Origin of the sequence: Luteimonas changyuni, from assembly GCF_039548395.1 — a bacterium.
Taxonomy (GTDB): Bacteria; Pseudomonadota; Gammaproteobacteria; order Xanthomonadales; family Xanthomonadaceae; genus Luteimonas.
This window is the reverse complement of the sequence record NZ_JBCLUZ010000036.1, coordinates 1-24,578: the sequence shown is the minus strand read 5'-3', so window position 1 is coordinate 24,578 and position 24,578 is coordinate 1. Positions and strand designations below refer to the sequence as shown.

At 69.9% G+C, this 24,578-nt stretch carries 22 protein-coding genes; 19 read left to right on the top strand and 3 right to left on the bottom strand.

From position 1 onward, the window contains the following. Window positions 1-32: 32 nt before the first annotated feature. The 6 genes from rsmD (at window position 33) to WCD84_RS12515 (ending at window position 4,947) form a co-directional block, all read left to right on the top strand. A complete protein-coding gene (rsmD, locus tag WCD84_RS12540; RefSeq protein WP_343255356.1) occupies window positions 33-629 on the top strand; it encodes a 16S rRNA (guanine(966)-N(2))-methyltransferase RsmD in 597 nt (198 codons plus the stop codon). A 67-nt stretch (window positions 630-696) separates the two neighbouring features. Next, the gene (gene coaD / locus WCD84_RS12535; protein WP_343255357.1) at window positions 697-1,200 is read left to right on the top strand and encodes a pantetheine-phosphate adenylyltransferase; all 504 of its coding nucleotides are present in this window, start codon (window positions 697-699) and stop codon (window positions 1,198-1,200) included. Window positions 1,201-1,238: 38 nt separating this feature from the next. After that, a complete protein-coding gene (locus WCD84_RS12530; protein WP_343281564.1) occupies window positions 1,239-1,736 on the top strand; it encodes a hypothetical protein in 498 nt (165 codons plus the stop codon). 71 nt (window positions 1,737-1,807) lie between these two features. Beyond that, window positions 1,808-2,062 carry a YfhL family 4Fe-4S dicluster ferredoxin gene (locus WCD84_RS12525; RefSeq protein WP_343255359.1) on the top strand — a complete coding sequence of 85 codons (255 nt, stop codon included), beginning with the start codon at window positions 1,808-1,810 and terminating at the stop codon, window positions 2,060-2,062. Continuing rightward, the gene (gene ggt, locus WCD84_RS12520) at window positions 2,059-3,840 is read left to right on the top strand and encodes a gamma-glutamyltransferase (RefSeq protein ID WP_343281563.1); all 1,782 of its coding nucleotides are present in this window, start codon (window positions 2,059-2,061) and stop codon (window positions 3,838-3,840) included. The genes WCD84_RS12525 and ggt overlap by 4 nt, the downstream gene beginning before the upstream one ends. Before the next feature lie 210 nt (window positions 3,841-4,050). Then, a complete protein-coding gene (locus WCD84_RS12515; protein WP_343281562.1) occupies window positions 4,051-4,947 on the top strand; it encodes an MBL fold metallo-hydrolase in 897 nt (298 codons plus the stop codon). Window positions 4,948-4,950: 3 nt separating this feature from the next. Here the strand turns inward: WCD84_RS12515 and WCD84_RS12510 are convergent, their stop codons facing one another. Further along, window positions 4,951-5,499, bottom strand: a complete 549-nt coding sequence (locus tag WCD84_RS12510; RefSeq protein WP_343281561.1) for a winged helix-turn-helix domain-containing protein — start codon at window positions 5,497-5,499, stop codon at window positions 4,951-4,953. A gap of 142 nt (window positions 5,500-5,641) precedes the next feature. Further along, the gene (gene upp / locus WCD84_RS12505) at window positions 5,642-6,271 is read right to left on the bottom strand and encodes a uracil phosphoribosyltransferase (RefSeq protein WP_343281560.1); all 630 of its coding nucleotides are present in this window, start codon (window positions 6,269-6,271) and stop codon (window positions 5,642-5,644) included. Window positions 6,272-6,375: 104 nt separating this feature from the next. Here upp and WCD84_RS12500 point away from each other — a divergent pair, with 104 nt between their 5' ends. Genes WCD84_RS12500 through WCD84_RS12485 form a run of 4 tightly spaced genes read left to right on the top strand, consistent with a single transcriptional unit; the run spans window position 6,376 to window position 12,398 of the window. Further along, on the top strand, window positions 6,376-8,958 hold the full coding sequence (locus WCD84_RS12500) for a TonB-dependent receptor (RefSeq protein WP_343281559.1): 2,583 nt from the start codon (window positions 6,376-6,378) through the stop codon (window positions 8,956-8,958). A gap of 11 nt (window positions 8,959-8,969) precedes the next feature. Next, complete coding sequence (locus tag WCD84_RS12495) at window positions 8,970-10,166, top strand: phytase (protein ID WP_343281558.1); 1,197 nt, start codon at window positions 8,970-8,972, stop codon at window positions 10,164-10,166. A gap of 53 nt (window positions 10,167-10,219) precedes the next feature. Continuing rightward, on the top strand, window positions 10,220-11,626 hold the full coding sequence (locus WCD84_RS12490; protein WP_449280119.1) for a metallophosphoesterase: 1,407 nt from the start codon (window positions 10,220-10,222) through the stop codon (window positions 11,624-11,626). 4 nt (window positions 11,627-11,630) lie between these two features. Beyond that, complete coding sequence (locus WCD84_RS12485; RefSeq protein ID WP_343281557.1) at window positions 11,631-12,398, top strand: inorganic diphosphatase; 768 nt, start codon at window positions 11,631-11,633, stop codon at window positions 12,396-12,398. A gap of 292 nt (window positions 12,399-12,690) precedes the next feature. Here WCD84_RS12485 and WCD84_RS12480 read toward each other — a convergent pair whose 3' ends face one another. Then, window positions 12,691-14,187: an aminotransferase class III-fold pyridoxal phosphate-dependent enzyme gene (locus WCD84_RS12480; RefSeq protein WP_343281556.1), complete on the bottom strand. Its 1,497-nt coding sequence runs from the start codon at window positions 14,185-14,187 to the stop codon at window positions 12,691-12,693. Window positions 14,188-14,321: 134 nt separating this feature from the next. On the opposite strand from WCD84_RS12480, the gene WCD84_RS12475 reads away from it, so the two are divergent. The 9 genes from WCD84_RS12475 (at window position 14,322) to secF (ending at window position 24,355) form a co-directional block, all read left to right on the top strand. Then, window positions 14,322-14,753: an Lrp/AsnC family transcriptional regulator gene (locus tag WCD84_RS12475; protein WP_343255368.1), complete on the top strand. Its 432-nt coding sequence runs from the start codon at window positions 14,322-14,324 to the stop codon at window positions 14,751-14,753. 9 nt (window positions 14,754-14,762) lie between these two features. Continuing rightward, window positions 14,763-15,794, top strand: coding sequence for a tRNA preQ1(34) S-adenosylmethionine ribosyltransferase-isomerase QueA (queA, locus tag WCD84_RS12470; RefSeq protein WP_343281555.1), 1,032 nt, complete (start codon window positions 14,763-14,765; stop codon window positions 15,792-15,794). A gap of 73 nt (window positions 15,795-15,867) precedes the next feature. Further along, window positions 15,868-16,974, top strand: coding sequence for a Fe(3+) ABC transporter substrate-binding protein (locus tag WCD84_RS12465; RefSeq protein WP_343281554.1), 1,107 nt, complete (start codon window positions 15,868-15,870; stop codon window positions 16,972-16,974). Window positions 16,975-16,999: 25 nt separating this feature from the next. Continuing rightward, window positions 17,000-18,727, top strand: coding sequence for an ABC transporter permease (locus WCD84_RS12460; RefSeq protein WP_343281553.1), 1,728 nt, complete (start codon window positions 17,000-17,002; stop codon window positions 18,725-18,727). Further along, window positions 18,724-19,731, top strand: a complete 1,008-nt coding sequence (locus WCD84_RS12455) for an ABC transporter ATP-binding protein (protein WP_343281552.1) — start codon at window positions 18,724-18,726, stop codon at window positions 19,729-19,731. The genes WCD84_RS12460 and WCD84_RS12455 overlap by 4 nt, the downstream gene beginning before the upstream one ends. Before the next feature lie 75 nt (window positions 19,732-19,806). Then, window positions 19,807-20,931, top strand: coding sequence for a tRNA guanosine(34) transglycosylase Tgt (gene tgt, locus WCD84_RS12450; protein WP_449280118.1), 1,125 nt, complete (start codon window positions 19,807-19,809; stop codon window positions 20,929-20,931). Between the two features lie 131 nt (window positions 20,932-21,062). Next, window positions 21,063-21,401, top strand: coding sequence for a preprotein translocase subunit YajC (yajC, locus tag WCD84_RS12445; RefSeq protein WP_343255374.1), 339 nt, complete (start codon window positions 21,063-21,065; stop codon window positions 21,399-21,401). A 106-nt stretch (window positions 21,402-21,507) separates the two neighbouring features. Further along, entirely contained in the window at window positions 21,508-23,373 is a 1,866-nt protein-coding gene (gene secD, locus WCD84_RS12440; RefSeq protein WP_343281551.1) for a protein translocase subunit SecD, read from the top strand. 16 nt (window positions 23,374-23,389) lie between these two features. After that, window positions 23,390-24,355 (top strand): protein translocase subunit SecF, encoded by a 966-nt coding sequence (gene secF, locus WCD84_RS12435; protein ID WP_343275428.1) that lies wholly within the window; start codon window positions 23,390-23,392, stop codon window positions 24,353-24,355. The last annotated feature ends 223 nt before the right edge of the window (window positions 24,356-24,578 follow it).

Sequence of the window (24,578 nt, the reverse complement as noted above, 5' to 3'; positions counted from 1 at the left end):
CGTCGACGCGCAAGCGCGGACAATGCCAGGCCATGATATCACCGGCCTCCCGACCTCCCAGGCGCGCCGCGCCCTCCGGCAGCGTGCGCATCATCGGTGGCCGCTGGCGTGGATCGAAGCTTCCGGTGGCTTCAGCGCCCGGGCTCCGTCCAACCTCCGACCGCGCCCGGGAGACGCTGTTCAACTGGCTGCAGCCGATGCTCGCCGGCGTGCGCGTGCTGGACCTGTTCGCCGGCAGCGGTGCCCTGGGGCTCGAGGCGCTGTCGCGTGGAGCGGGCGAAGCGCTGCTGGTCGAGCGTGACCCGGTGCTGGCGGAGTCGCTGCGCGAGACCTGTGCGCGCCTCGGCGCGGGCGAGGCCGCCACCGTGCTGCGCGCCGATGCCCTGGAGCTGCTGCGCGCGCCGCTGCACGGACGCTTCGACCTGGTGTTCATCGACCCGCCGTTCGCCGATGGTCCGTGGGATGGAGTGATGGCAGGGCTGGATCCGTGGCTGGCGCCCGAGGCGTGGCTGTACCTGGAGTCGCCGCCGGGCATGCAGGCCGCGCCGGGAGCCGGCTGGCGCCTGCATCGTGAATCCGGGACGCGCGACGCCCGCCACGCGCTTTTCCGCCGCGGGGCCGCGGGCTGAACCGGCACTGCGTGGCGCTGATACACTCCGCCTGGCCCAAGCATCCCAACCACGGCACAGCCCCGGCATGAGCACAGCCCGAAACAGGATCGCGGTCTATCCAGGCACGTTCGATCCGATCACCAACGGCCACGTGGACCTGGTCGACCGCGCCGCGCCGCTGTTCGAGAGGCTGATCGTGGGCGTCGCCGAAAGCCCGGCCAAGGGGCCGGCGCTGTCGCTCGACCTGCGGGTCGAACTTGCACGCGGAGCGCTTGCCTCGCACACCAACGTCGAAGTCATGGGCTTCAATTCGCTGCTCGCCCACTTCGTGGCCGAGGTCGGCGGCGGCGTGCTGCTGCGCGGCCTGCGGGCGGTGTCCGACTTCGAGTACGAATTCCAGCTTGCGAGCATGAATCGCCACCTGATACCCGAGGTGGAGACGCTGTTCCTGACGCCGGCGGAGCAGTACGGCTTCATTTCCTCCTCGCTGGTGCGCGAGATTTCCCGCCTTGGCGGCGACATCTCGGGATTCGTGCCGGCGGCGGTGGCCGAAGCGCTGCAGACCGAATGGCGACGCGAGCTAGACTGATCACAACCACCCATCACTGAACACCTGGGGACACAGAAATGAAGACCATCACCCGACTCGTGCTGACCGCCTGCCTTGCCCTGCCGGTGCTTGCCGCCTGCAATAAGGAAGAGGCCGTGGTCGCGACCGTGGCCGCGCCGCTGACCGCCCCCACCACCACCGACGACGGCGCCTGGCGCGACTACGTGTCCGACGTGGTGACCCGGAACATGGAAGGCATCGCCAACCAGCCCTACGTGTACTACCTGCCTGCGAGCACCGGTGATGAAGACGCCGACGCGGGTTCCTATGGCCGCCTGCAGGACAAGGCCAGCTCGGACGTGGCGCGCGGCATCGTCCGCGGCAACATGCTTGCCTACGCGTCCTCGGACTCGTCGAAGATGGCCGACATCGTCGTGCAGGCGTTCGCGGAGGTCTCGCCCGACACCATGAAGGGCGTGCGCGTGGTCTTCATCGGCGCTGCCGCCGACCGCGACCGCGTGGCCACCGCCGTGGCACCCTCGGGCGTGGAATTCGTGTTCGTCGAAGCCAAATAAGGCATCGAGATGCCGCCGCCGGCCGTCCAGGCCCGGCGGCGGACCGCGCGTGCAGGGTCTACAATGACCCGATGGCACTGCGCATCAACGAGCTCTGCATCAACTGCGACGTCTGCGAACCGGCCTGCCCGAACGACGCCATTTCGCAGGGTGAAACCATCTACGTGATCGACCCCGCGCGCTGCACCGAGTGCGTGGGGCATTTCGATGAAGCGCAGTGCGTGGTGGTGTGCCCGGTCGAATGCATCGATCCGGACCCCGACATCCCCGAATCCCACGACCAGCTGCTTGCGAAACTGATGCGGCTGAAGGAGCAGGCCGCATGAACAGGATCACCTTGCTGCGCCGCGCGGCGCTGCTGCTCGCGTTTGCGCTGGCGCCGGCCGTCACGCTGGCCGGCGGCGACGCGCCGGCCGCGACTGCGACCGCTGCGGCATCCACGGCTCCGGCGGCGCATCCGCCGGGCGTCGCGATCGCGTCCGCGCACGCGCTGGCCACCGACGCCGGAATGGCGGTGCTGGCCGACGGCGGCAACGCCTTCGACGCCGCGATCGCAGTGTCCGCGGTGCTTTCGGTGGTGGAGCCGATCAGCTCCGGCATCGGCGGCGGCGGCTTCTTCCTGCTGCACGATGCCGCGGCCGGCCGTGACGTGTTCCTGGATGCCCGCGAGACTTCGCCCGCGGCGGCAACGCCCGAGCGCTACCTCGACGCCGAGGGCGGCTTCGACCGCGACCGCGCCACCAACGGCGCCTGGTCGGCAGGGATCCCCGGCCTTCCGGCGGCCTTCGTCCACCTGCAGCGGAACTACGGCAAGCTGCCGCTCTCGCGCACCCTGGCGCCGGCGATCCGCATCGCGCGCGAAGGCTTCCCGGTGTACGCGCGCATGGCCCGCGGCTATGCGGCGCGCAGCGCGGTGATGGAGCGCTATCCCGGCACGCGCGAGGTCTATCTTGCCGGTGGCCGGCCGATCGAAGAGGGCGACCTCTTCCGCCAGCCGGACCTGGCGCGGACGCTGGAAACGCTTGCCGACAAGGGTTTCGACGGCTTCTACCGCGGCGACGTCGGCGCGAAGCTGGTGGCGGGCGTCAACGCCGAGGGCGGCGCCTGGACCGCGGACGAGCTTGCCGCATACCGCGTGCTCGAGCGCGAGCCGGTCCGCTTCCGCTACCACGACTGGGACATCGTCACTGCGCCGCCGCCGTCTTCGGGCGGGATCGTGCTGGCGCAGATGCTCCAGATCCTTGCGCCCTACGATCTTGACGCGCTGTCGGAAGCCGAACGCACCCACCTGGTGGTGGAGTCGATGCGCCGCGCCTATCGCGACCGCACCTTCTACCTCGGTGACCCGGACTTCGTGGAGGTGCCGCAGCGCCTGCTCACCAGCGCCGACTACGCCGCCGGCCTCCGTTCCACCATCCATCCCGGCAAGGCCACGCCCAGCGAACTGCTGTCCGGCGCGCCCACGCCGCTGGAGGACGAGGAAACCACGCACTTCTCGATCATCGACGCCGAAGGCAACCGCGTCGGCGCCACGCAGACCGTGAACCTGCTGTACGGCTCGGGCCTGGTGGCGCCGGGAACCGGCGTGCTGCTCAACAACGAGATGGACGACTTCGCGCTCAAGCCCGGCACGCCCAACGCCTTTGGCGTGATGGGCTACGACGCCAACGCGCCGGAGCCGGGCAAGCGCATGCTGAGCTCGATGACGCCGACCTTCATGGTCTCCGACGACAAGGTCGCCGTGCTCGGAACGCCCGGCGGCAGCCGCATCATCACCATGGTGCTGCTGGGCGTGCTCGGCTACGACGAGGGGCTGTCGGCGGCCGACGTCGCCGCGCTGCCGCGCTACCACCACCAGTGGATGCCCGACGCGATCCAGGCAGAGGGCGGCACCTTCGACGCCGCCACCGCGCAGGCCCTGCGGGCGATGGGCCACGTGGTCCAGCGCCCCGAGGACGAAGCGTCCGACGGCCGGCGCTCCAGCGACGTCTGGGGCAACTTCCAGACCGTGGCCTGGGACATCGCCAACAAGCGCCTCGAAGGCGGCAGCGACCCCCGCAACCCCGTAGGCAAGGCCGAAGTCCGCCCTTCGCAAGGGCCATAAGCGCACGATCCCGTGTGTGTGGGAACGGCTACAGCCGCGATCCGCCCCCGCTGCGCCGATCGCGGCTGTAGCTGCTCCCACAGGGGCTGACGCGGTAACAACCTGTAAGAGCGGCTACAGCTGCGACCCGCCCGTCGCATCGAGCCAGGATCTCTGGCACATCGGGTCGCAGCTGTAGCTGCTCCTACATCAGACAGCAGGAGTCGAGACGTGAAACTCTGGTCGATCGAAGGCAATACCCAGCGGCTCGATGGCGGCTCCATGTTCGGCAACGCGCCGCGGGCGATGTGGTCGAAGTGGATGACGCCGGACGATGCCAACCGCATCCCGCTGGCCACGCGTGCGCTGCTGGCGACGCCGCTCAACGGCCGCACGGTGCTGTTCGAGACCGGCATCGGCGCCTTCTTCGAGCCCAAGCTGCGCGAGCGCTACGCCATCGGCGGCGAGGGCCACGTGCTGCTGGAGTCCCTGCGCGAGGCGGGCTTCGGCCATGAGGACATCGACGTGGTGGTGCTCAGCCACCTGCACTTCGACCATGCCGGCGGCCTGCTGACGGCCTGGCAGGAGGGCAGGGAGCCGGAGCTGCTGTTCCCCAACGCCACCTTCGTGATCGGTCGCGAGCAGTGGCAGCGCGCACATGATCCGCACCCGCGCGATCGCGCCAGCTACATCCCGGGGCTGCTGCCGCTGCTTGAGGCCAGCGGCCGCGTTGAGCTGGTAGACGGCGACCGCACGCCGGCGCTGGGCGACGCGGTGCGCTTCCACTGGAGCCACGGCCATACCCCGGGAATGATGCTGGCCGAGGTGCTGGGCCCCGAGTCGCGCGACGACGGCCACCACGGCGGCGTGGTGTTCTGCGCCGACCTGGTGCCCGGCATGCCCTGGGTGCACGTGCCGATCACCATGGGCTACGACCGCTGCGCGGAGACCCTGATCGACGAGAAGCAGGCGTTCCTGGAAGACAAGCTGGCGCGCAACGTGCACCTGTTCTTTACCCATGATCCGACCCATGCGATGGCCCAGCTGGGACGCGATGAGCGCGGGCGCTTTGTCGGCGCGCACCAGATCGCGCGACTGCAGGCGAGGAGCCTCGGCGCCGCAGGCTGAGCTTCAGCCGGCGCCCGCCGGCCGCAGCAGCAGCCAGGCGAGGCGGGTGGCGACCAGGGTCGCGGTCGCGGCAATGATCCAGGGGAGCCAGACCCGCCAGGTGCCGGGGGCACGCCTTGTGTCTACGGGCGACCCTGGCGCGGGCGATGGCTCCCGCGCGCTGTCCGCTGCCGCTGCCGCTATCGGTGCCGGGGGAGTCTGCCGGGAGGCAGGCTGCTGCGGCCGGGCAGGGGCGGTCCCGAGTTGCACTGCCGGCAGCGCCAGGCGATAGCCCTCGCCATAGATTGTCTGCAGCACGTGCCCCGAGCTGTCACCCAGCGCGGTGCGCAGCCGCCGCATCACTTTCGAGACCGCGCTGTCCAGCACGGTGTCTGCGTCGGGCCATGCCTCAGCGGTCAGCGTCGCGCGCGGCACCACGCGCTCCGCGTGGCGCAGCAGGCATTCCAGGACCGCCAGCGCACGGGCATCGAGTTCGCGCGAGCGGCCGTCGGCGTGCAGGTGCCTGAGCGCCGGTTCCAGCCGGTAGCGGCCGAACAGCCAGGTCCCAGCCATCTGCGCGGGCCCTGGTGCGGGCCCGCCGCCAATCGGCGGAACGTTCGACGTCAGCGATGGAGTGGCCACACCGCAGGGCAACGCGGGGAACAGCGCGGTGCGGACACCCGCGGCCGGCAGCCGGACGTGCCGGCGGCTGGAATCAGGCGCGGGTGCCGAAGATCTTGTCGCCGGCGTCGCCGAGGCCCGGGAGGATGTAGCCGAGATCGTTGAGGCGTTCGTCGACGGAGGCGGTATAGACCTCGACGTCGGGATGGCGGGCTTCCAGCGCGCGCAGGCCTTCGGGCGCGGCCACCAGGAACAGGCCCTTGATCCGGGTGCAGCCGGCGGCCTTGAGCATGTCGACGGTGGCGATCAGGGTGCCGCCGGTCGCCAGCATCGGGTCGAGGACCAGGGCGGTGCGGTCGGCCATGTCGCCGACCAGGTTCTCGTAATAGGGCACGGCTTGCAGCGTGCTTTCGTCGCGCTTGATGCCGACCACGCCGACCTTGGCCGCCGGGATCAGCTCCAGCACGCCGTGGAGCATGCCGAGGCCTGCGCGCAGGATCGGCACCAGGGTGACCTTGCGGCCCTTGATGCGGCGTACGCGCACCGGCCCGGCCCAGCCCTCGACCTCGGCGTCTTCGCACTCAAGGTCGGCCGTGGCCTCGTAGGTCAGCAGCGCGGCGACCTCGCCGGTGAGCTCGCGGAAGGTCTTGGTGCTGTTGTCGGCACGGCGCATCAGGCCGAGTTTGTGCTGGACCAGCGGGTGGCGGACTTCGACGACTTTCATGGAGAAGAGTCTAGCGCGTGGCGGGCATGTGACTGCGGTAACCGGATTGAAACAAGTCGGAAATACCGTGTGCACCCATCGATCACACTTCGAGTCCCCCCGCCGTGACCAAGCGCCATCCGCTGCACCTCGCCATCGTCACCACCCTGGCCCTGACCGCCGCCGGCGGAGCCATGGGCCAGGAGGTCCCGGCTCCCCGGCCGCCCGCCGAAAGCACGGCCGCCGCGCTTGATGCAGTGAACTTCGAAGCCATCGAGGTCCGCGGCCAGTTCGAGTCGCAGATGCGCGCCATCGACTTCAAGCGTGCGTCGGACGCGATCCAGGACACGGTGTCCGCCGACTCCATGGGCCAGTACCCCGACCAGAACGTCGGCGAGTCGCTGTCGCGCCTGCCCGGCATCAGCGTCACCCGCGACCAGGGCGAGGGCCGCTACGTCGTGATCCGCGGCCTGGATGCGGCGCAGAACTCGGTGATGGTGGACGGCATCGGCATGGGCACGCCCGAGGACAGCAGCCGCGCCGCGCCGCTGGACGTGATCCCCTCGGACTCCACCGAGCGCCTGACCGTGGTCAAGGCCCCCACCCCGGACATGCCGGGTGATTCACTCGGCGGCATGATCCTGGTCGAGTCGGCCTCGGCCTTCGACCGCAACGGCCGCGACATGCGCTTCAAGGCCGAGGCCAGCCACCAGAACCTCAGCGGCGAGACCAGCCCCAAGGCCGCGTTCAATTTCAGCGACGTCTACAACGACACCTTCGGCGTGGCCTTCGGCCTGAGCTGGCAGGACCGCGATTACGAGAGTGACAACATCGAGGTCGAATACGACGACCAGTTCGAGGACGTCACCGGCGACCGCCTGACCCCGGTCGAGATCCAGCAGCGCAAGTACACGATCAACCGCGAGCGCACCGGCGTGAACCTCAACCTGGACTGGCGCCCGGACCACGACAACCAGTACTACCTGCGCACGCTGTATACCGACTTCACCGATGCCGAGACCCGCCAGAACCACATCATCCCGGTGGGCGAGGGCGACATTGCCGGCTACGACGGCGAAAGCTGGACGGTGGAGGGTATTTCCGCCGACGACTTCGGCCGCCGCCTGCGCTACCGCACCAAGGAAGAAGACACCTTCACCACCAGCGTCGGCGGCATGAACCGCCGCGGCAGCGCGCAGTTCGACTACCAGCTCGGCTACACCAAGGCCCGCGAGCGCGTGGACGACGAAGTCGAGATGCGCTTCGAGTACCTGGGCGAGGACGACATGTCGGTCCGCGTCGGCCCGGGCCGGCTGCCCTCGTTCGATGTCATCGACCCGGCCGGTGGCGATGCCTGGCTGCGCAACGCCAACTACGGCCTGGACCGCCTGGTGGTGGCGCCCAAGCAGGTGGACGACGAGTCGCTGAGCGCGAAGTTCGACTTCACCTGGACCGGCGAGGCGCTGACGCTCAAGAGCGGCTTCCTGGGGCGCTGGCGCGACCGCGACGTCAACGTCGACGAGGCCGAATACCGCATCGGGCCGGATATCGACCTGGGCGGCTGGACCACGGGCTCGCCCGGTTACCGCCACGGCAACATGGGCGACGGCCTGTCCTCGGGCGCCATGCGCCGCTTCCTGCGCGACAACCGCGGCGCGTTCTCCGCGCGCCCCGGCGACGTGGCCGAGAACACCATGATCTCGCTGGTCGAGGACTACACCGCGAGCGAAGACGTGCTGGCCGCCTACCTGATGGGCACGATGGACTTCGGCAACCTGCGGGTGATCGCCGGTGCGCGCGTCGAGCGCACGGAGTTCGACGCCAGCGGCTGGATGGTCGACCTGGACGCAGACGGCGCGCTCACCGCCAGCCCGACCTCGGCCTCGAGTTCCTACACCAGCGTGCTGCCGGGCCTGCACCTGCGCTACGACACCGGCAACGACTGGGTGCTGCGCGGCGCGGTCACCAAGACCGTCGCCCGCCCGACCTTCGGCGACATCTCGCCGCGCGCCAGCATCAACCGCGACGACGAAGAGGTCAGCCTGGGCAATCCGCAGCTCGATCCCTACGAGTCGCTGAACTTCGACCTGTCGTTCGAGCGCTACATCGGCGAATCGGGCATCTTCTCCGCGGGCATCTTCCACAAGTCGATCGACGGCTACATCGTCGAGACCTGGACCGACAACGACCCGGCGTTCCCGGGTTATGACGTCACCCGCCCGATCAACGGCGAGGACGCCGAGGTGTTCGGCGTCGAACTCAACTGGCAGCAGAAGCTCGACTTCCTGCCGGGTGCCTGGAGTGGCCTGCTGGTGGGCCTGAGCGGTACCTGGCTTGACACCGAATTCGTCGCCGGCACCGAAGACCGCGCCGGCGAGAAGTTCGCGCTGCCGCTGTCGTCAGAGCGCCTGTACAGCGCGCACATCGGCTGGGAGAACGAGCGCGTCAGCACCCGCCTGGCTGCGGTGCACCGCAGCGAATACCTGGACGAGATCGGCGACGACGCCCGCTACGATCTCTGGGTCGCGCCCAACACCCAGCTCGACTTCAGCTTGGACTACAAGGTCGCGGACAACTGGGGCCTGTACTTCGAAGCCTCGAACCTGCTGGACGAGCCGCTGGAGCTCTACCAGGGCTCGCGCGACTTCACGCTGCAGAACGAGCTTTACGGGCGCAGCTACATGCTGGGCGTCAAGGTCAACTTCTGAGGATGAACGCAATGCAGAACATCACCAACCGCCGCGCCGGCTGGCGCGTACTGGCCGCCAGCACCCTGGCGCTTGCGCTCGCTGCCTGCGGTGCAGGACAGGAGCCGGCGGATCCCGCAGGCACCGACACCGGCGCCGCCGCCCAGGCCGAGGACGCAGAGGACCGCGCCGATCGCGCCCGCGAGGCCGCGCGCGGCGATGGCGTGACCGAAGCGGCGGCCGTGCCCGAAGCCTTCGCCACGCCGATGACGCCCGAGGACAACATCGATTCGGTCGCGAGCTGGACCGGACCCGATGGCAAGGTGCTGCTGCTCGCCACCGCAAAGTCCACCCACCGGCTGGTGGTGTATGACGGCGCCACCGGCGCGCTCGTGCGCCACGTCGGCGAACGCGGCGCGGGTCCGGGGCAGTTCGACCGTCCCAACGGCATCGCCGTGGCCGACGACCTGGCCTTCGTGGTCGAGCGCGACAACCACCGCGTGCAGGTGCTGCGCCTGCCCGGCATGGAGACCGTCGCCGAGTTCGGCGCCGACGTGCTGCAGCTGCCCTACGGCCTGTGGGTGAACCAGGTGGACGGTGGCTACGAGGTCTACGTCACCGACGCCTACATGGCCGGTGAAGACGCCGCGGGCGAGGACATCCTGCCGCCGCTGGCCGAGCTCGATCGGCGCGTCCAGCGCTTCGCGTTCGCGGCCACCGCTGATGGCGGCGGCTACCGTGCGAGTCACATCGCGGCCTTCGGCGACACCACGCCCGACGGCGCGCTGCGCGTGGTCGAGTCGCTGTGGGGCGATGCCGCCAACGATCGCCTGCTGGTGGCCGAGGAGGACGAGACCTACGCCAACGAGTTCAAGGTCTACGACCTGGCCGGCAGCTTCAGCGGCCGCACCATCGGCGGCGAATTCCTGCAGGCCCAGGCCGAAGGCATCATGCTCAAGACCTGTGCCGATGGAGGCGGCTGGTGGATCACCACCGAGCAGGGCAAGGGCCGCACCGCGTTCCATCTGTTCGAGCGCGATTCGCTGGCGCACGCCGGGGCGGTGGCTGGGCCCACGGTGGCCAATACCGACGGCATCTGGCTGCACGACGCGCCGACCGCGCAGTTCCCCGACGGCGTGCTGTACGCGGTGCATGACGACCAGGGCGCGGTGGCGATCAGCTGGAGCGACATCGCCTCGGCGCTGGCACTGCCCGCGTGCGCGCGCTGATGGTGGCGCGCGTCGCGACGCCGAAGCCGACCGCGCGGCCGGTGCCCATGCCGATGACGGATGGCCTGCGCACGCTGTTGCTGGCGGCGCTGGTCGCGCTGCCGGTAGCCCTGCCGGCCAGCGCAATCGGGCGCGACATGGCCGACAGCATGCCCGTGGTCGAGCCCAACACCCTGGTGCCGGCGGGTGACGCCCGCTACGCGCCCGCGGCGCATCCGGACCGCATCGTGGCCTCGCCTGCGGCGGATCCTTCGCGCGGATTCCAGGTGTCGTGGCGCACCGCGGCGGGCGTGGATGCGCCCCTGCTCGAGCTTGCCGTCGCCGGAGACACGCCGGACCTGGGCGAGGCCAGGCGCCTGCCCGCCGCCACGCGCGCGTTCGACATCGAACAGCGCCTGTCGCACCAGCACCAGGTCGAAGTCACCGGCCTCGAGCCCGATACGCTCTACGCCTTCCGCGTGCAGCGCGCCGGGGGCTGGTGGAGCCCCTGGCGACAGCTGCGCACCGCGGCGGCGCCGGGCAGCGCGCTGGAGTTCCTGTATTTCGGCGACACCCAAAACAAGAACGCGAGCCATTCCACGCGCGTGGTGCTCGAAGCCCTGCGCCATGCCCCCGACGCACGCCTGGCGCTGTTCACCGGCGACCAGGTCAGCGGCGGCGACGGCGAGGACGACAACGAATGGGGCGAGTGGTTCGACGCTGTCGCACCGGTGGCGTCGACCATGCTGGTCGCGCCGGTGACCGGCAACCACGAGTACTTCGAAGAGTTCGAAGACACCCCGCAGGAGCGCCGCGTGCTCGGCCACCACTGGCCGCATGTCTACGACCTGCCGGACAACGGCGCGCCGGATGCAGAAGCCACGACCTACTGGTTCGACATGCACGACGCACGCTTCGTGGTGCTCGACGGCACCTCGGCGCTGGATCTGGGTACCGCCGAAGCGCAGGCCGCGTGGCTTGACGGCGTGCTTCGCGACAGCACGCAGGCATGGTCGATCGTCGCCATCCACCAGCCGATGTTCTCGCCGCGCCAGGACCGCGACAATGCGCTGCTGCGCGAGCACATCCTGCCGGTGCTGGAGGCGCACCGCGTCGACCTGGTGCTGCAGGGCCACGACCATGTCTACGGTCGCCGCGGCGGACCGGTCGAAGGGCAGGGCACTCCGCAGTACGTGGTCAGCGTGGTCGGTGCAAAGCAGTACCGGCTGTCGCCGGAGGCGCGCGAGACCATGGATCCAGTGGCCGAGGACACCCAGCTGTTCCAGGTGGTGCGCATCGATGGCGACACCCTGCGCTATGAAGCGCGCACCGCCACCGGTCGGCTGTATGACGCCTTCTCGCTGCTTGGCGACCGCGAGTCCGGGCGCAGCTTGATCGAGCATCGCGAGGGCCGGATCGATCAGCGCGACTGCGGGCGCGAGGCGACCCTCAAGGGACGTCGTGATCGCTGCTGGGAGTAGTGACGTGACGGCGCGCGACGTGACGGCACGCGACGCGACGGCACGCGACGCGACGGCGCGCACCGGACCGTTCGTGCGGCGAGCCGCGGCGATCCTGGCGATCTGCGCCGCGGCGGTGCCAACGAATGCGCTTTGCGCCGTGGCCATGCCAACAATCGCCCCGGGCGTGCAGCCTGGCCCGCTCCCCGGCCATTCCGAGGGCGCCTCGCAAGCGCCCTCGGCCCGCGATCCCCTCTCGGTCGCCCAGCCGGCGCCTGGAAGTGGCGAAGCCATCCTCCTGGTGGAGATCCCGGCTGGCAGCGCCACCAAGTTCGAGACCGCACCCGGCGGCCTGGTCTTCGTCGATCGCTTCCTCGCGATGCCGGTCGTCTATCCGGCCAGCTACGGCGCGCTGCCTTCCACGTTCGCAGGCGACGGCGATCCGCTCGACGCCCTGGTCCTTGCCCGCGCTCCGCTGCCACCCGGCGTGCTGCTGCGCTTCCGGCCGGTGGCGGTGCTTCGGATGGTCGACGGTGGCGCAATGGACCACAAGCTGGTCGGCGTGCCGGCCGATGATGTCGATCCGGCCTATGCCGACATCCGCGACCTCGCCGACCTTCCGGTCTCCGATCGCGAGCGCATCGAGGCCTTCTTCCGTGTCTACAAACAGCTGCCCGCACCGGAGGCCGGCAACCCCGTCAGCCTGGAAGGCTGGGGCGATGCCGCGGAGGCGCGTGTAATCCTGGAGGACGCAAGGCGGCGCTATTCCGGTGAGCGAGCTCCCGGGGAATAGGCCTGTCGCGGGTGCTTGCGCCAGTCGCTGCATCATCGGGTTGACCGGTTGCCTGGCTATTTCCGGGGCGCGGCGGCGGAGATACGATCGCCGAGGCAGGACCGGATCGCAGCTATAGCTGCTCCCACAAAAGCTTCGCCCCTGTAGGCCGTGACATCCGGACCGCCACTCGCGGCGGCCCGGAATCAACGGCCCGGACTCAGCGGCCTGGAGTCAGCGGCGCGGACTCAGCGGCCTGGAGTTGGCGGCCCGGAGTCGGTGGCGTGGAGTCAGCGGCCTGGAGTTGGCGGCCTCAGGCCGCGGCTTTGACCCGGGGGCCTTCCTGCAGCGCGCGCTTCACCATCGACACCACCAGGTCCAGCTCGTCTTCGCCCATCTCGAAGCGCGGAGTGAAGCGCAGCGAGTTCTCGCCGCCGTGGATCACGCCCAGGCCCTGCTCGCGCAGCCACTCCTCGGTGGAGCCGGCGCCATAGCCCTTGAAGCCCGGTGCCAGCTCGCACGAGAACAGCAGCCCCGTGCCCTGGACCTTGGTGATCAGCCCGCCAAGCTCGGCCTTCAGCGCCTCGAGCTTCTCCAGCGCCTGCTTGCCGCGCGTGCGGATGTTGGTGCGCACCTCGGGCGTCACCATGCCCAGCACCGCCACGCCGACGTCGGCCGCGCGCGGGTTGGCGGTCATGGTGTTGCCGTAGGTGCCGCGCTTGTAGATGCCGGCGGCACGCTCGTTCACCGCAAGCACCGACAGCGGGAACTGGCCGGCGTTGAGCGCCTTGGAATAGGTCTCCATGTCCGGCGCCTCCTGGCCCTCGAAGCCCGGGTAGTCGACGATTGAAAGCGCACCGGTGGCGCGCAGGCCGGCCTGGATGGAATCCACCAGCAGCAGCGAACCGTGCGCCTTCGTCAGTTCGCGCGCGGTGGCGTAGTAATCGACCGGCACGCTGCGGCCCGGGTCGCCTTCGCCCATCACCGGCTCCAGGAACATCGCTTCGATGAACCAGCCCTTGGCATCGGCGTCGGCGAAGACCTGCTTCAGCGCGGCGATGTCGTACGGCGCCACGACGATGACGCTGTCCTCGTGGCGGTAGCTGGCCAGCGCGCCCTGGTAGGCCTTGCGGGTGGAGTCGGAGTACAGCGCAGGGGCCTCGGTGCGGCCGTGGAAGGCGCCCTTGACCACCAGGCGCTTGATCGTGCGCCCGGCATGGCGGCCACCGGCGTCGGTCATGGTCTTGGCGTTGGTGTCGGCGATGCGCGCCGCCAGTGATACCGACTCCGAGCCGGAATTGAGGCACATGAAGGCGGCATACGGGCAGCCCCCGGCACTGTGGCCGATCTCCTTGCGCAGCGCACGATCCAGTCGCAGCTGCGACAGGTTGGGGGTCATGACGTTGGCCAGCGCCTGCGGCTTGGCCATGGCGTCGATCACCGGCTGCGGCGCATGGCCGAAGCCGAGCATGCCGTAGCCGCCGGTGTCGTACAGCACCGCGCCCTTCAGGGTCACGATCCACGGCCCACGCGCGGTCAGGGCGACGTAGGGATTCACGCCGTCCTGCGGATAGAAGTTGACGTAGCCGGCCTGCACGGCCTGGACCTGCGCGTCCTCATCGAGATCGAGGAGGTCGGCGAAGTCGGATTCGATGCGCGCGAACTCGGCCGCGGCGGCCTCGATGGCCGCGACAAGCTCGGGATGGCCGGCGGCAAAGCGCGCGATGGTGGCGTCGTCCAGCCCGGGGCTGCGGCGTTGGCCCTTGCGGGCGCGGAGCGGGGCAAGGGTTGCGGTCACGTGGTCGGTCATGGCGGTGTCTCCTGTGCGTCTGCCGGCCGGCTGGCCGGGCGATACCCCTATTATCGGGATGCGTTCGTCGCTTGGTAGGTACGATCTGCGCGCAAATGCTGCTGTTTTCGGCGAATCGACGATAGAATCACGGCATGAAGCTCAGTCCAGCCGACGAAGCCCTGCTCTCGCTGCTGCGCGAGGACGCCCGCGCGCCGACCGCGGCCATCGCGCGCCGCCTGCAGCTGTCGCGGACCACGGTGCAGAGCCGGATCGAGCGCCTGGAGCGGATGGGCGTGATCGCCGGCTATACCGTGCGCGTCAGCGACGACCACGAACGCGAACGCGTCCGCGCGCTGATCATGATCACCGTGTTCCCGAAGCAGGCCCCCGGCGTGGTCGAGGTCCTGCGGCAGATGCCCGGGGTCCGCGCCTTGCATTCGGTCAACGGCGCCTGGGACCTGGTGGCGATGGCGGTGGTGCAGACCATCGGCGACATGGACGAGCTCACCGACCTGATCGGCGCGCTGGACGGCGTGGAGCGCACCACCTCGACCCTGCTGCTGTCGACCAAGTTCCAACGCTGAGGCCCCCGCTTGAAGAAGTCCGATTTCAACTTCGACCTGCCGCAGTCGCTGATTGCCCAGGCGCCTTTGGCCGAACGCTCGGCCAGCCGCATGCTGGTGGTGCCCGCCGGCGGGTCCGGCCTGGACGATCGCCAGGTGCACGAGCTGCCGGAGTTCCTGCGCCCCGGCGACCTGCTGGTATTCAACGACACGCGGGTGATCCCGGCGCGGCTGTTCGGCCGCAAGCAGGGCAGCGGCGGCCGCGTCGAGATCCTGATCGAGCGCCTGCTGCCGGGCAACGAGGCCCGCGCCCAGGTGGGCGCCAGCAAGACCCCGAAGCCCGGCAACCTGATCGAACTTGACGGCGGCGGCGTGGCCGAGGTGGTGGCTCGCGACGATGGCTTCCACCACCTGCGCTTCCACGTCGAAGGCGGGCTTGAGCCGTGGCTGGCCAAGGCCGGGCGCATGCCGCTGCCGCCCTATATCCAGCGCGAGCCCGGCGCCGACGACGCCGAGCGCTACCAGACCGTGTTCGCGCGCGCGTCCGGCGCGGTCGCGGCGCCGACCGCCGGCCTGCACTTCGACCAGGCGCTGCTGGATGCCCTGCGCGCGCGCGGAATCGACAGCGGCCACGTCACCCTGCACGTCGGCGCCGGCACCTTCCAGCCGATGCGCGTGGACGATGTACGCGAGCACCGCATGCACAGCGAGTGGATCAACGTCGGCGCGGCCTTGGTTGAGCAGGTGCGGCGCACGCGTGCGGCCGGGGGCAGGGTGGTCGCGGTCGGCACCACCGTGGTGCGTGCGATGGAGTCGGCGACCGTCGAGGGCGAAATGCATCCCTTCGTGGGCGAGACCGCGATCTTCATCGTCCCGGGCTACCGGATCACCTCGGCCGACATCCTGCTCACCAATTTCCACCTGCCCGAGTCGACCCTGCTGATGCTGGTGTCGGCGTTTGCCGGGCGCGAGCGGGTGCTGGCGGCCTACGCCCACGCGGTGCGCGAGCGCTACCGGTTTTTCTCCTACGGCGACGCGATGCTGCTCTTCCGCAATTCCTGAAGACGCGCCGTGTCGAGTATCATTCTCATTTGCGCCGGCCGGTCCGGCCCGATCCAGTGACCAGGAGATGCCCGTGAACATCCACTTCCGCGCGCCCCGCGCCGCCCTTGCCGTCGCCTGCACGGCGCTGCTGCTCGCCGCCTGCGGTGCCGATCCGGCGCCCGCGACGACGGCTGGCGACCAGGCGGCGAGCGACACGCCCGCCACCGCCGCGCCCTCCGACGCCGGCGAGGTCAACCTCTACACCACCCGCGAGCCCGGCCTGATCCAGCCGCTGCTGGACGCCTTCACCGCCGAGTCGGGCATCCAGGTCAACACCGTGCTGCTCAAGGACGGCCTGTCGGAGCGCCTGGGCGCCGAAGGCGAGCGCTCCACCGCCGACGTGCTGATGGTGGTCGATACCGGCAACATGCTCGACCTGGTCGAGGCCGGCCACACCCAGCCGCTGCAGTCCGACGTGCTTGAAGCCGCGATCCCGGCCCATCTGCGCGGCGCCGACGACCAGTGGTTCGCGATGTCGCTGCGCGACCGCGTGCTGTATGCGCACAAGGACCTGGAGCTTGAATCGTTCCATTACGAGGACCTGTCGGACCCGCAGTGGAAGGGCAAGGTCTGCATCCGCTCCGGCCAGCATCCGTACAACACCAGCCTGTTCGCGGCGATGATCGCCCACCACGGCGCCGAGGCCACTGAAACCTGGCTCGGCGGCGTCAAGGACAACCTCGCGCGCAAGGCCGCCGGCGGCGACCGCGACGTGGCCCGCGACATCCTCGCCGGTATCTGCGACATCGGCATCGCCAACGCCTACTACGTCGGCCGCATGAAGAACGCCGAGCCGGGCAGCGAACAGCATCAGTGGGGCGAGGCGATCAAGGTCATCCGCCCGACCTTCGACGTCGACGGCGGCGGCACCCACGTCAACATCAGCGGCGCCGCGCTGGCGGCGCATTCGCCCAACCGCGACAACGCGGTGAAGCTGATGGAGTACCTGGTCTCCGACGAGGCGCAGAGCCTGTACGCGCGCGCCAACTACGAGTACCCGGTGAAGGCCGGCGTCGAGCTCGACCCGGTGGTCGCAAGCTTCGGCGAGCTCACCGTCGACCCGCTGCCGCTCACCGAGGTGGTCGCCAACCGCCGCGAGGCGAGTGCGCTGGTCGACAAGGTCGGCTTCGACAACTGACGCGCCGACCCCGGGGCGTCACGTAATGGCGGCGGCTGGAGTATCCGCGGATGCGCTGCATCCGCTGGCCCGCGGCCCTGCCGGTCGCGGCCTGCGGCGATTGCTGCCCGAAGGGCCGTGGCAGTGGGCCGCGGTCGCGATCGCCGCGGTCGTGGTCGCGCCGCTGCTGGCCCTGGCCTGGACCGCGCTGCAGGGCGGACAGGACGGGCTCTGGAGCCATGTGGCCCGCTACGTGCTGCCGGTCGCGGCGCGCAATACCCTGGCGCTGCTGGCCGGTTCCGGCGCGCTGGTGGTGGCGATCGGAACCGGGGCGGCATGGCTGGTCACGGCCTACGAGTTCCCGGGCCGGCGTACGCTGGCCTGGGCGCTGCTGCTGCCGCTGGCGGTGCCGACCTACATCGTCGCCTTCGCCTATCTCGACCTGCTGCACCCGCTGGGCCCGGTGCAGGGCCTGGTGCGCGACATCCTCGGCTACGACAGCCCGCGCGATTTCCGCCTGCCGGACATCCGCGGCCTGGCCGGCTGCATCGTGCTGCTGGGCTTCGTGCTCTATCCCTATGTCTACCTGACCACGCGCGCGATGTTCATGACCCAGGCCGCGGGCCTGATGGAAGCCGCGCGCGTGCTTGGCGCGACGCCGATGCAGGTGTTCCGGCGGGTGGCGCTGCCGCTGGCGCGGCCGGCGATCGCGATCGGCACCGCGCTTGCGCTGATGGAGGTCCTCAACGACATCGGCGCCTCCGAATTCCTTGGCGTGCAGACCATGACGGTGGCCGTCTACACCACCTGGGTCACGCGCAGCGACCTGCCGGGTGCGGCGCAGATCGCGCTGGCGATGCTGGCGATCGTGGTCGCGCTGCTGGCGCTGGAGCGCTACGCGCGGCGACGGCAGCGCTATGCGGTCGGCGACCGGCCGCGGCCGATGCGCCCGCAGCGGCTGCGTGGGGGCGCCGCGGCGCTGGCGATCGTGCTGGGCGTGGTCCCGGTGCTGGTCGGCTTCGTGCTGCCGGCGGGCTACCTGGCCTGGGAAGCCTTCGAACGGATCGGCCAGCACGGCGTCTCGCCGCAGCTCTTGGCGAGCGTCCGCAACACCGTGGGCGTTGCCTTGGCGGCGACCGTGGCCACCCTCGCCGCCGGCCTGGTGCTGGGCTGGTCGGTGCGGCTTGCGCAGGGCCGGCGGCGCAGCGCCGGGGCGCTGTTCGCGCTGCGCAGCGGCAGCCTCGGCTATGCCGTGCCCGGCACCGTGCTGGCGATCGGCCTGCTGCTGCCGCTGGCCTGGTTCGACACCGGCGCCAACCTGGTGCTCGGTGCGTTCGGCATGGAGCCCCGGATGCTGCTGATGGGCTCCGCGGCGGCGCTGGTGCTGGCCTACATGGCGCGCTTCCTGGCGATTTCGGCCGGTGGCATCGAGGCCGGGCTGGCGCGCATCCCGCCCAGCCTGGACCAGGCCGCGGCCAGCCTCGGCCACGCGCCGGGCGCGACGCTGCGCCGCATCCACCTGCCGCTGCTGCGCCCGGCGCTGGCCGCGGCCGCGCTGCTGGTGTTCGTCGACGCCATGAAGGAGCTGCCGGCGACGCTGCTGCTGCGGCCGCTGAATTTCGAGACCCTGGCGACCTGGCTGTACGCCGAGGCCTCGCGCGGGACCTATGAGGAAGGCGCGGTGGCGGCGCTGCTGATCGTCGCCGTCGGCCTGCTGCCGGTGGTGCTGCTGGCGCGCACCGGCGTGCGCTATGGACGGGAGAAGATGACGTGAGCGATGCGCTGCTGGAGATCGCGGGCATCCGCGTCGGCTACCCGGTGCCGGGCGCCGCCGCGCGCGTGGTGGTCGACGATCTCTCGATGTCGCTGGCCCCCGGCGACATCGGCTGCCTGCTGGGCGCGTCGGGCTGCGGCAAGACCACGGTGCTGCGCGCGATCGCCGGCTTCGAGCCGGTGCAGGCGGGCAGCATCGACGTGGACGGCGTGCGGGTCGCTGCGGCGGACGTGCTGCTGCCGCCCGAGAAGCGCCGCGTCGGCATGATGTTCCAGGACTACGCGCTGTTTCCGCACCTGGATGTCGATGCCAACATCGCCTTCGGCCTGCGCGGGCGGTCCAGCGACGCGCGCAGGGCACGGGTGGCTGAGATGCTGGCGCTGGTCGGCCTGTCCGACCGCGGCGGCGCCTATCCGCATGAACTTTCCGGCGGCCAGCAGCAGCGCGTCGCCCTGGCCCGCGCGCTGGCGCCCGATCCGGCGCTGCTGCTGCTCGACGAACCCTTCTCCAACCTCGACACCGACACCCGCCAGCAGCTCGCGATCGAGCTGCGCGAGCTGCTGAAGGCGTCGGCCGCCACCGTGCTGATGGTGACGCACGACCAGGCCGAGGCCTTCGCCATGGCCGACCACATCGGGGTCATGGACCGCGGCCGGATCATGCAGTGGGACAGCGCCGAGGCCCTGTACCGGCGGCCGCAGGACCGCTTCGTCGCCGGTTTCATTGGCCGCGGTGCCCTGGTGCCCGCCGCCGCGCTCGGACTGGCGCGCGGCGGCGAAGTCCTGCTGCGCCCCCACGCCCTGCAGCCCGATCCCGAAGGCGCCGTGCGCGCAGAACTCGTGGCCCTGGCCTTCCGCGGCCCCGGCCACGTCGCCAGCCTCCGCCTCTCCGGCGGCACCGTGGTCGAAGTCGACCTCGACGACGCCTCGGGCATCCAGGGCCTGACTGCCGGCGACCCGCTGCGCCTGCGCCTGGCCGAGGACGGGATGGTCGCTTTCGACTGACGCGGCTTATGGCTGCTCCTACAAGTGGCCGGCGGGTTCCGCGACAATGGGTGCCCGATTGGAGCCAGGTATCCGATGTCACGCATGAAGTTCGAGCTGCTTGCCCGCGATGGCGCCGCCCGCCGGGGTCGCCTGGCGTTTCCGCGCGGCACGGTGGAGACGCCGGCGTTCATGCCGGTGGGGACCTACGGCACGGTCAAGGGCATGCTGCCGGGGCAGGTGCGCGAGCTGGGCGCGGAGATCATCCTCGGCAACACCTTCCATCTGTTCCTGCGGCCGGGGCTGGAAGTCATCGAAGCCCACGGCGGCCTGCACGGCTTCGCGCGCTGGGACGGGCCGATCCTCACCGACTCCGGTGGCTTCCAGGTGTTCTCGCTGGCGCACCGCCGCAAGATCACCGAAGCCGGCGTGACCTTCTCGGCGCCCACCGACGGCTCGAAGGTCTTCCTCGGCCCCGAGGAGTCGATGCACATCCAGAAGGTGCTGGGCTCGGACATCGTGATGATCTTCGACGAGTGCCCGCCGGTGCAAAAGGACGGCCAGCCGGTTGACCCGCGCGTGATCGAGCGCTCGATGGAGCTCTCGCTGCGCTGGGCCGAGCGCTCGAAGCGGGCGCATGAAGGCAACGATGCGGCGCTGTTCGGCATCGTCCAGGGCGGGGTGCACCAGGACCTGCGCACGCGCTCGGCGGCGGGCCTGAAGGACATCGGCTTCGACGGCTACGCCATTGGCGGCCTGGCGGTGGGCGAGACCGAGGCCGAGCGCAACGCCATGCTCGAGCACACCTGCCCGCAGCTGCCCGATGACCGCCCGCGCTACCTGATGGGCGTGGGCCGGCCGGAGGACCTGGTCGACGGCGTGGCCCGCGGCGTGGACATGTTCGACTGCGTGATGCCGACCCGGAACGCACGCAACGGCCACTATTTCACCTCCACCGGCACCGTCCGCATCCGCAATTCGCGCTACGAGCGCGACACCCGCCCGATCGAGGAAGGTTGCGGCTGCCCGGCCTGCAGCGGCGGCTACACCCGCGCCTACCTGCGCCACCTGGACCGCTGCAACGAGATGCTGGGCCCGATCCTGGGCACCCTGCACAACCTCTGGTACTACCAGAAGCTGATGGCCGACATGCGCGCCGCGATCGCCTCGGGAACCTTTGATGCCTGCCGCTGGTCCTTCCTTGCAGCCCGGATGCCCTGAGCCGCGACAGAACCGGACCCGAACCCCACCCCGACCCGCCCCCCGAATCCAATGCCCCCGCTGCGGGCTGGAACGCCCTCCCACGTCGCCGTGGCATACTTGCCAGCTGATTTCCGAACGGACCGCCCCGAATGAACCTGCTCGACTTCCTGATCGCCCCCGCCTACGCCCAGGCCGCAGCACCCGCCGCGCCCAACCCCTGGCAGTTCCCGATCATGATGGTCGTGCTGTTCGCGATCATGTACTTCCTGATGATCCGCCCGCAGATGAAGCGGCAGAAGGAACATCGCGCCATGGTCGAGAAGCTGGCCGTGGGCGACGAAGTGCTGATCGGCGGCGGCATCGCCGGCGTGGTGCGCCGCGTGGGCGACAGTTTCGTCAACGTCGAAATCGCCGACAAGGTCGAGATCCGCGTGCAGAAGACCGCCATCGGCAACGTGCTGCCCAAGGGCTCGCTGAAGTCCATCTGACACTCGCCGGAAGCACCGCGGCCGGCGCCTGCGCCGTGCCGCGACCGGCGCCTGCAACCGAATCCGTCACTCCCGCCCGCGGGACGACCTGGCGCAAGAACCGACCATGCTCGAATTTCCCCGCTGGAAGTACGTCATCATCCTGTTCGTGGTGCTGTTGAGTGCGCTGTATGCGCTGCCCAACGTCTACCCGCAGGATCCGTCCGTGCAGATCACCTCCAACCGCGGCGCCGCCACCGGCGCTGAACTGGACGGGAAGATCGAGGCGGCGCTGGCGGCCGCCGGCGTCACCGCGAAGTCGATCGACACCAGCGACGACGGCGAGCGCATGGTCCGGCTGCTGGACCTCGACGACCAGACCCGCGCTGCCGACGCGCTGCGCCCGGAGCTTGGCGACGACTACGTGGTCGCGCTGAACCTTGCCTCCACGGTGCCGGACTGGCTGACCTGGTTCGGCGCCAAGCCCATGCTGCTCGGCCTCGACCTGCAGGGCGGCGTGCACTTCGTGCTCCAGGTCGACCAGAAGGCGGCGCTGGACAAGCGCCTGGACGCCTATGCCGACGAGGTCCGCGCGGTGCTGCGCGACAACCGCATCCGCTACGACTCGGTGGAACGCAACGCCACCGGCACCACCGTGGCCCAGCTTGCCGACGCGGCCGATGCCGACCGGGCAATGACGCTGCTGGCCACCGCGCAGCCGACCCTGCTGCGCCAGGCCGTGGGCAACCGCATCACCATCCGCGTGCCCGAGACCGAGCTCAACCAGATCTCGGCCGACGCCATCGACCAGAACATCACCACGCTCCGCAACCGCGTCGACGAAGTCGGCGTCGGCGAGCCGGTGATCACCCGCCAGGGCAACGATCGCGTGGTGGTGCAGCTGCCCGGCGTGCAGGACACCGCCGAGGCCAAGCGCATGATCGGCGCCACGGCCACGCTGGAATACCGCGCGGTCATCGACGGCGATCCGTATGACGCCGTGGCCAGCGGCAACGTGCCGCCGGAAGCGCGCGTGTACTACCGCCGCGAGACCGGCATCGACGGCAAGCCGATGCCGGTGCTGCTGTCCAAGCGCGTGATCGCCTCGGGCGAGCAGATGGTGATGGCGCAGTCCACGCTGGACGAAAACGGCATGCCGGCGGTGAGCGTGACGCTCAACAACCTCGGCGGCCAGCGCATGTTCGACTTCACCTCGATCAGCGTGGGCAAGCCCATGGCCGTGGTCTACATCGAGCGCGTCCCGCAGGTGACCACCAACGCCGCCGGCGAAGAAGTGCGCAGCTTCCGCGTCAACGAGGAAGTGATCTCGGTGGCCAACATCAACGGCGTGTTCGGCAAGCAGTTCCAGACCACGGGCCTGGAGAAGGCCGAGGCCGATGGCCTGGCGCGCCTGCTGCGCTCGGGTTCGCTTGCCGCACCGATGGACTTCATCGAGGAGCGCATCGTCGGCCCCAGCCTGGGCAAGGAGAACGTCGAGCGCGGCACCACCGCGGTGATGTACGCCTTCGTGTTCACGCTGCTGTTCTTCGGCATCTACTACCGCATGTTCGGCCTGTTCACATGCGTGGCGCTGCTGCTCAACCTGCTGATGGTGGTGGCGGTGATGAGCCTGTTCGGCGCCACCATGTCGCTGCCGGGCTTCGCCGGCCTGGCACTGTCGATCGGCATGTCGGTGGACGCCAACGTGCTGATCAACGAACGCATACGCGAAGAGCTGCGGGCTGGAATGCCTCCGCGGGGCGCCATCGCCAACGGCTACGACAAGGCGTCCGGCACGATCTTCGACTCCAACATGACCGCGCTGCTTGCCGGCGTGGCGCTGTTCGCCTTCGGCACCGGCCCGCTCAAGGGCTTTGCGGTGACGATGGTGATCGGCATCCTGACCTCGGTGTTCACCGCGGTCACCGTCTCGCGCGGCATCGCCACCCTGGTCTACGGCGGCAAGCGCAAGCTCAAGACCCTGGCCATCTGACGCGGGCATACGACACATGACTATCTTTCCCCTGCGCCTGATCCCGGCCACCCCCAACATCGACTTCATGCGCCTGCGCTGGGTGTCGGTGGCGGTGTTCGCACTGCTTACCATCGCCACGATCGCGGCGATCGCCGGCAAGGGCTTCAACTACGCGCTCGACTTCACCGGCGGCACCGTGGTCGAGCTGCGCTTCGAGCAGCCGGCCGATGTCGATGGCGTGCGCCAGCGCCTGGCCGATGCCGGCTATCCCGGTGCCCAGGTGCAGACCTTCGGCAGCGGCAGCGACCTGCTGGTGCGGCTGCAGCCGCGCGACGGCGAGACCAGCGCCGACGGCACCGCGCGCACCGCGGATGACGTGCTCGAGGCGGCCTCAGCCGGCGGCAATCCCGCAACCATCCAGGGCAGCGCCTTCGTCGGTCCGCAGGTGGGCCGCGACCTGGCCTGGAACGGCCTGTACGCGATCCTGTTCGTGGTTGTCGGCTTCCTGATCTACATCGGCTTCCGGTTCGAGTGGAAGTTCGCGGTCGCTGCGATCGTCACCACGCTCAACGACGTGCTGATCGTGGCCGGCTGGTTCGCGATCAGCGGCCAGGAGTTCGACCTGACCGTGCTGGCCGGCCTGCTGTCGGTGATGGGCTTCTCGATCAACGACACCATCGTGGTCTTCGACCGCGTGCGCGAGAACTTCCGCAGCATGCGCGCGCCGCCGATGGAGGTGCTGAACGCGTCGATCAACCAGACCCTGTCGCGCACGGTCATCACCTCGGTGGTGGCGTTCCTGACCGTGTTGGCGCTCTACCTGTACGGTGGCGGCTCGCTCGAAGGCATGTCGCTGGCGATGATGCTCGGCATCGTGATCGGCACCCTGTCGTCGATCCTGGTCGCCTGTCCGCTGCTGAGCATGGGCTTCCTGAAGGTCACCAAGCAGGACCTGCTGCCGAAGGCGCGCGACGACGCGGAGCTCGCGCGCAGGCCTTGAGGGCTGCAGCGGGCTGGCCAAAGCCCGGATTGAAAAAAAACCCCGCCAGAGTGCGGGGTTTTTTTTATGTTGTTCTGCCGACTGCGCGGGTTTGGATGATTGCTCCGGGAGGGTGTGCGCTGCCCGCCGTGGAGGCAGGGGGGATGCCCAGCCGGAATATGCGCATCCTGCTCCCAGTTCCGGCCGCCGGCCATCCATGGCCGGCTCTGGGCATCCCCCCTGC

Excerpts from the sequence above, each read along its gene's own strand:
- rsmD (WP_343255356.1), top strand. The coding sequence starts at position 33 with ATGATATCACCGGCCTCCCGACCTCCCAGGCGCGCCGCGCCCTCCGGC.
- coaD (WP_343255357.1), top strand. The coding sequence starts at position 697 with ATGAGCACAGCCCGAAACAGGATCGCGGTCTATCCAGGCACGTTCGAT.
- WCD84_RS12530 (WP_343281564.1), top strand. The coding sequence starts at position 1,239 with ATGAAGACCATCACCCGACTCGTGCTGACCGCCTGCCTTGCCCTGCCG.
- WCD84_RS12525 (WP_343255359.1), top strand. The coding sequence starts at position 1,808 with ATGGCACTGCGCATCAACGAGCTCTGCATCAACTGCGACGTCTGCGAA.
- ggt (WP_343281563.1), top strand. The coding sequence starts at position 2,059 with ATGAACAGGATCACCTTGCTGCGCCGCGCGGCGCTGCTGCTCGCGTTT.
- WCD84_RS12510 (WP_343281561.1), bottom strand. The coding sequence starts at position 5,499 with ATGGCTGGGACCTGGCTGTTCGGCCGCTACCGGCTGGAACCGGCGCTC.
- upp (WP_343281560.1), bottom strand. The coding sequence starts at position 6,271 with ATGAAAGTCGTCGAAGTCCGCCACCCGCTGGTCCAGCACAAACTCGGC.
- WCD84_RS12495 (WP_343281558.1), top strand. The coding sequence starts at position 8,970 with ATGCAGAACATCACCAACCGCCGCGCCGGCTGGCGCGTACTGGCCGCC.
- WCD84_RS12490 (WP_449280119.1), top strand. The coding sequence starts at position 10,220 with ATGACGGATGGCCTGCGCACGCTGTTGCTGGCGGCGCTGGTCGCGCTG.
- WCD84_RS12480 (WP_343281556.1), bottom strand. The coding sequence starts at position 14,187 with ATGACCGACCACGTGACCGCAACCCTTGCCCCGCTCCGCGCCCGCAAG.
- WCD84_RS12475 (WP_343255368.1), top strand. The coding sequence starts at position 14,322 with ATGAAGCTCAGTCCAGCCGACGAAGCCCTGCTCTCGCTGCTGCGCGAG.
- WCD84_RS12460 (WP_343281553.1), top strand. The coding sequence starts at position 17,000 with ATGGCGGCGGCTGGAGTATCCGCGGATGCGCTGCATCCGCTGGCCCGC.
- tgt (WP_449280118.1), top strand. The coding sequence starts at position 19,807 with ATGTCACGCATGAAGTTCGAGCTGCTTGCCCGCGATGGCGCCGCCCGC.
- yajC (WP_343255374.1), top strand. The coding sequence starts at position 21,063 with ATGAACCTGCTCGACTTCCTGATCGCCCCCGCCTACGCCCAGGCCGCA.
- secD (WP_343281551.1), top strand. The coding sequence starts at position 21,508 with ATGCTCGAATTTCCCCGCTGGAAGTACGTCATCATCCTGTTCGTGGTG.
- secF (WP_343275428.1), top strand. The coding sequence starts at position 23,390 with ATGACTATCTTTCCCCTGCGCCTGATCCCGGCCACCCCCAACATCGAC.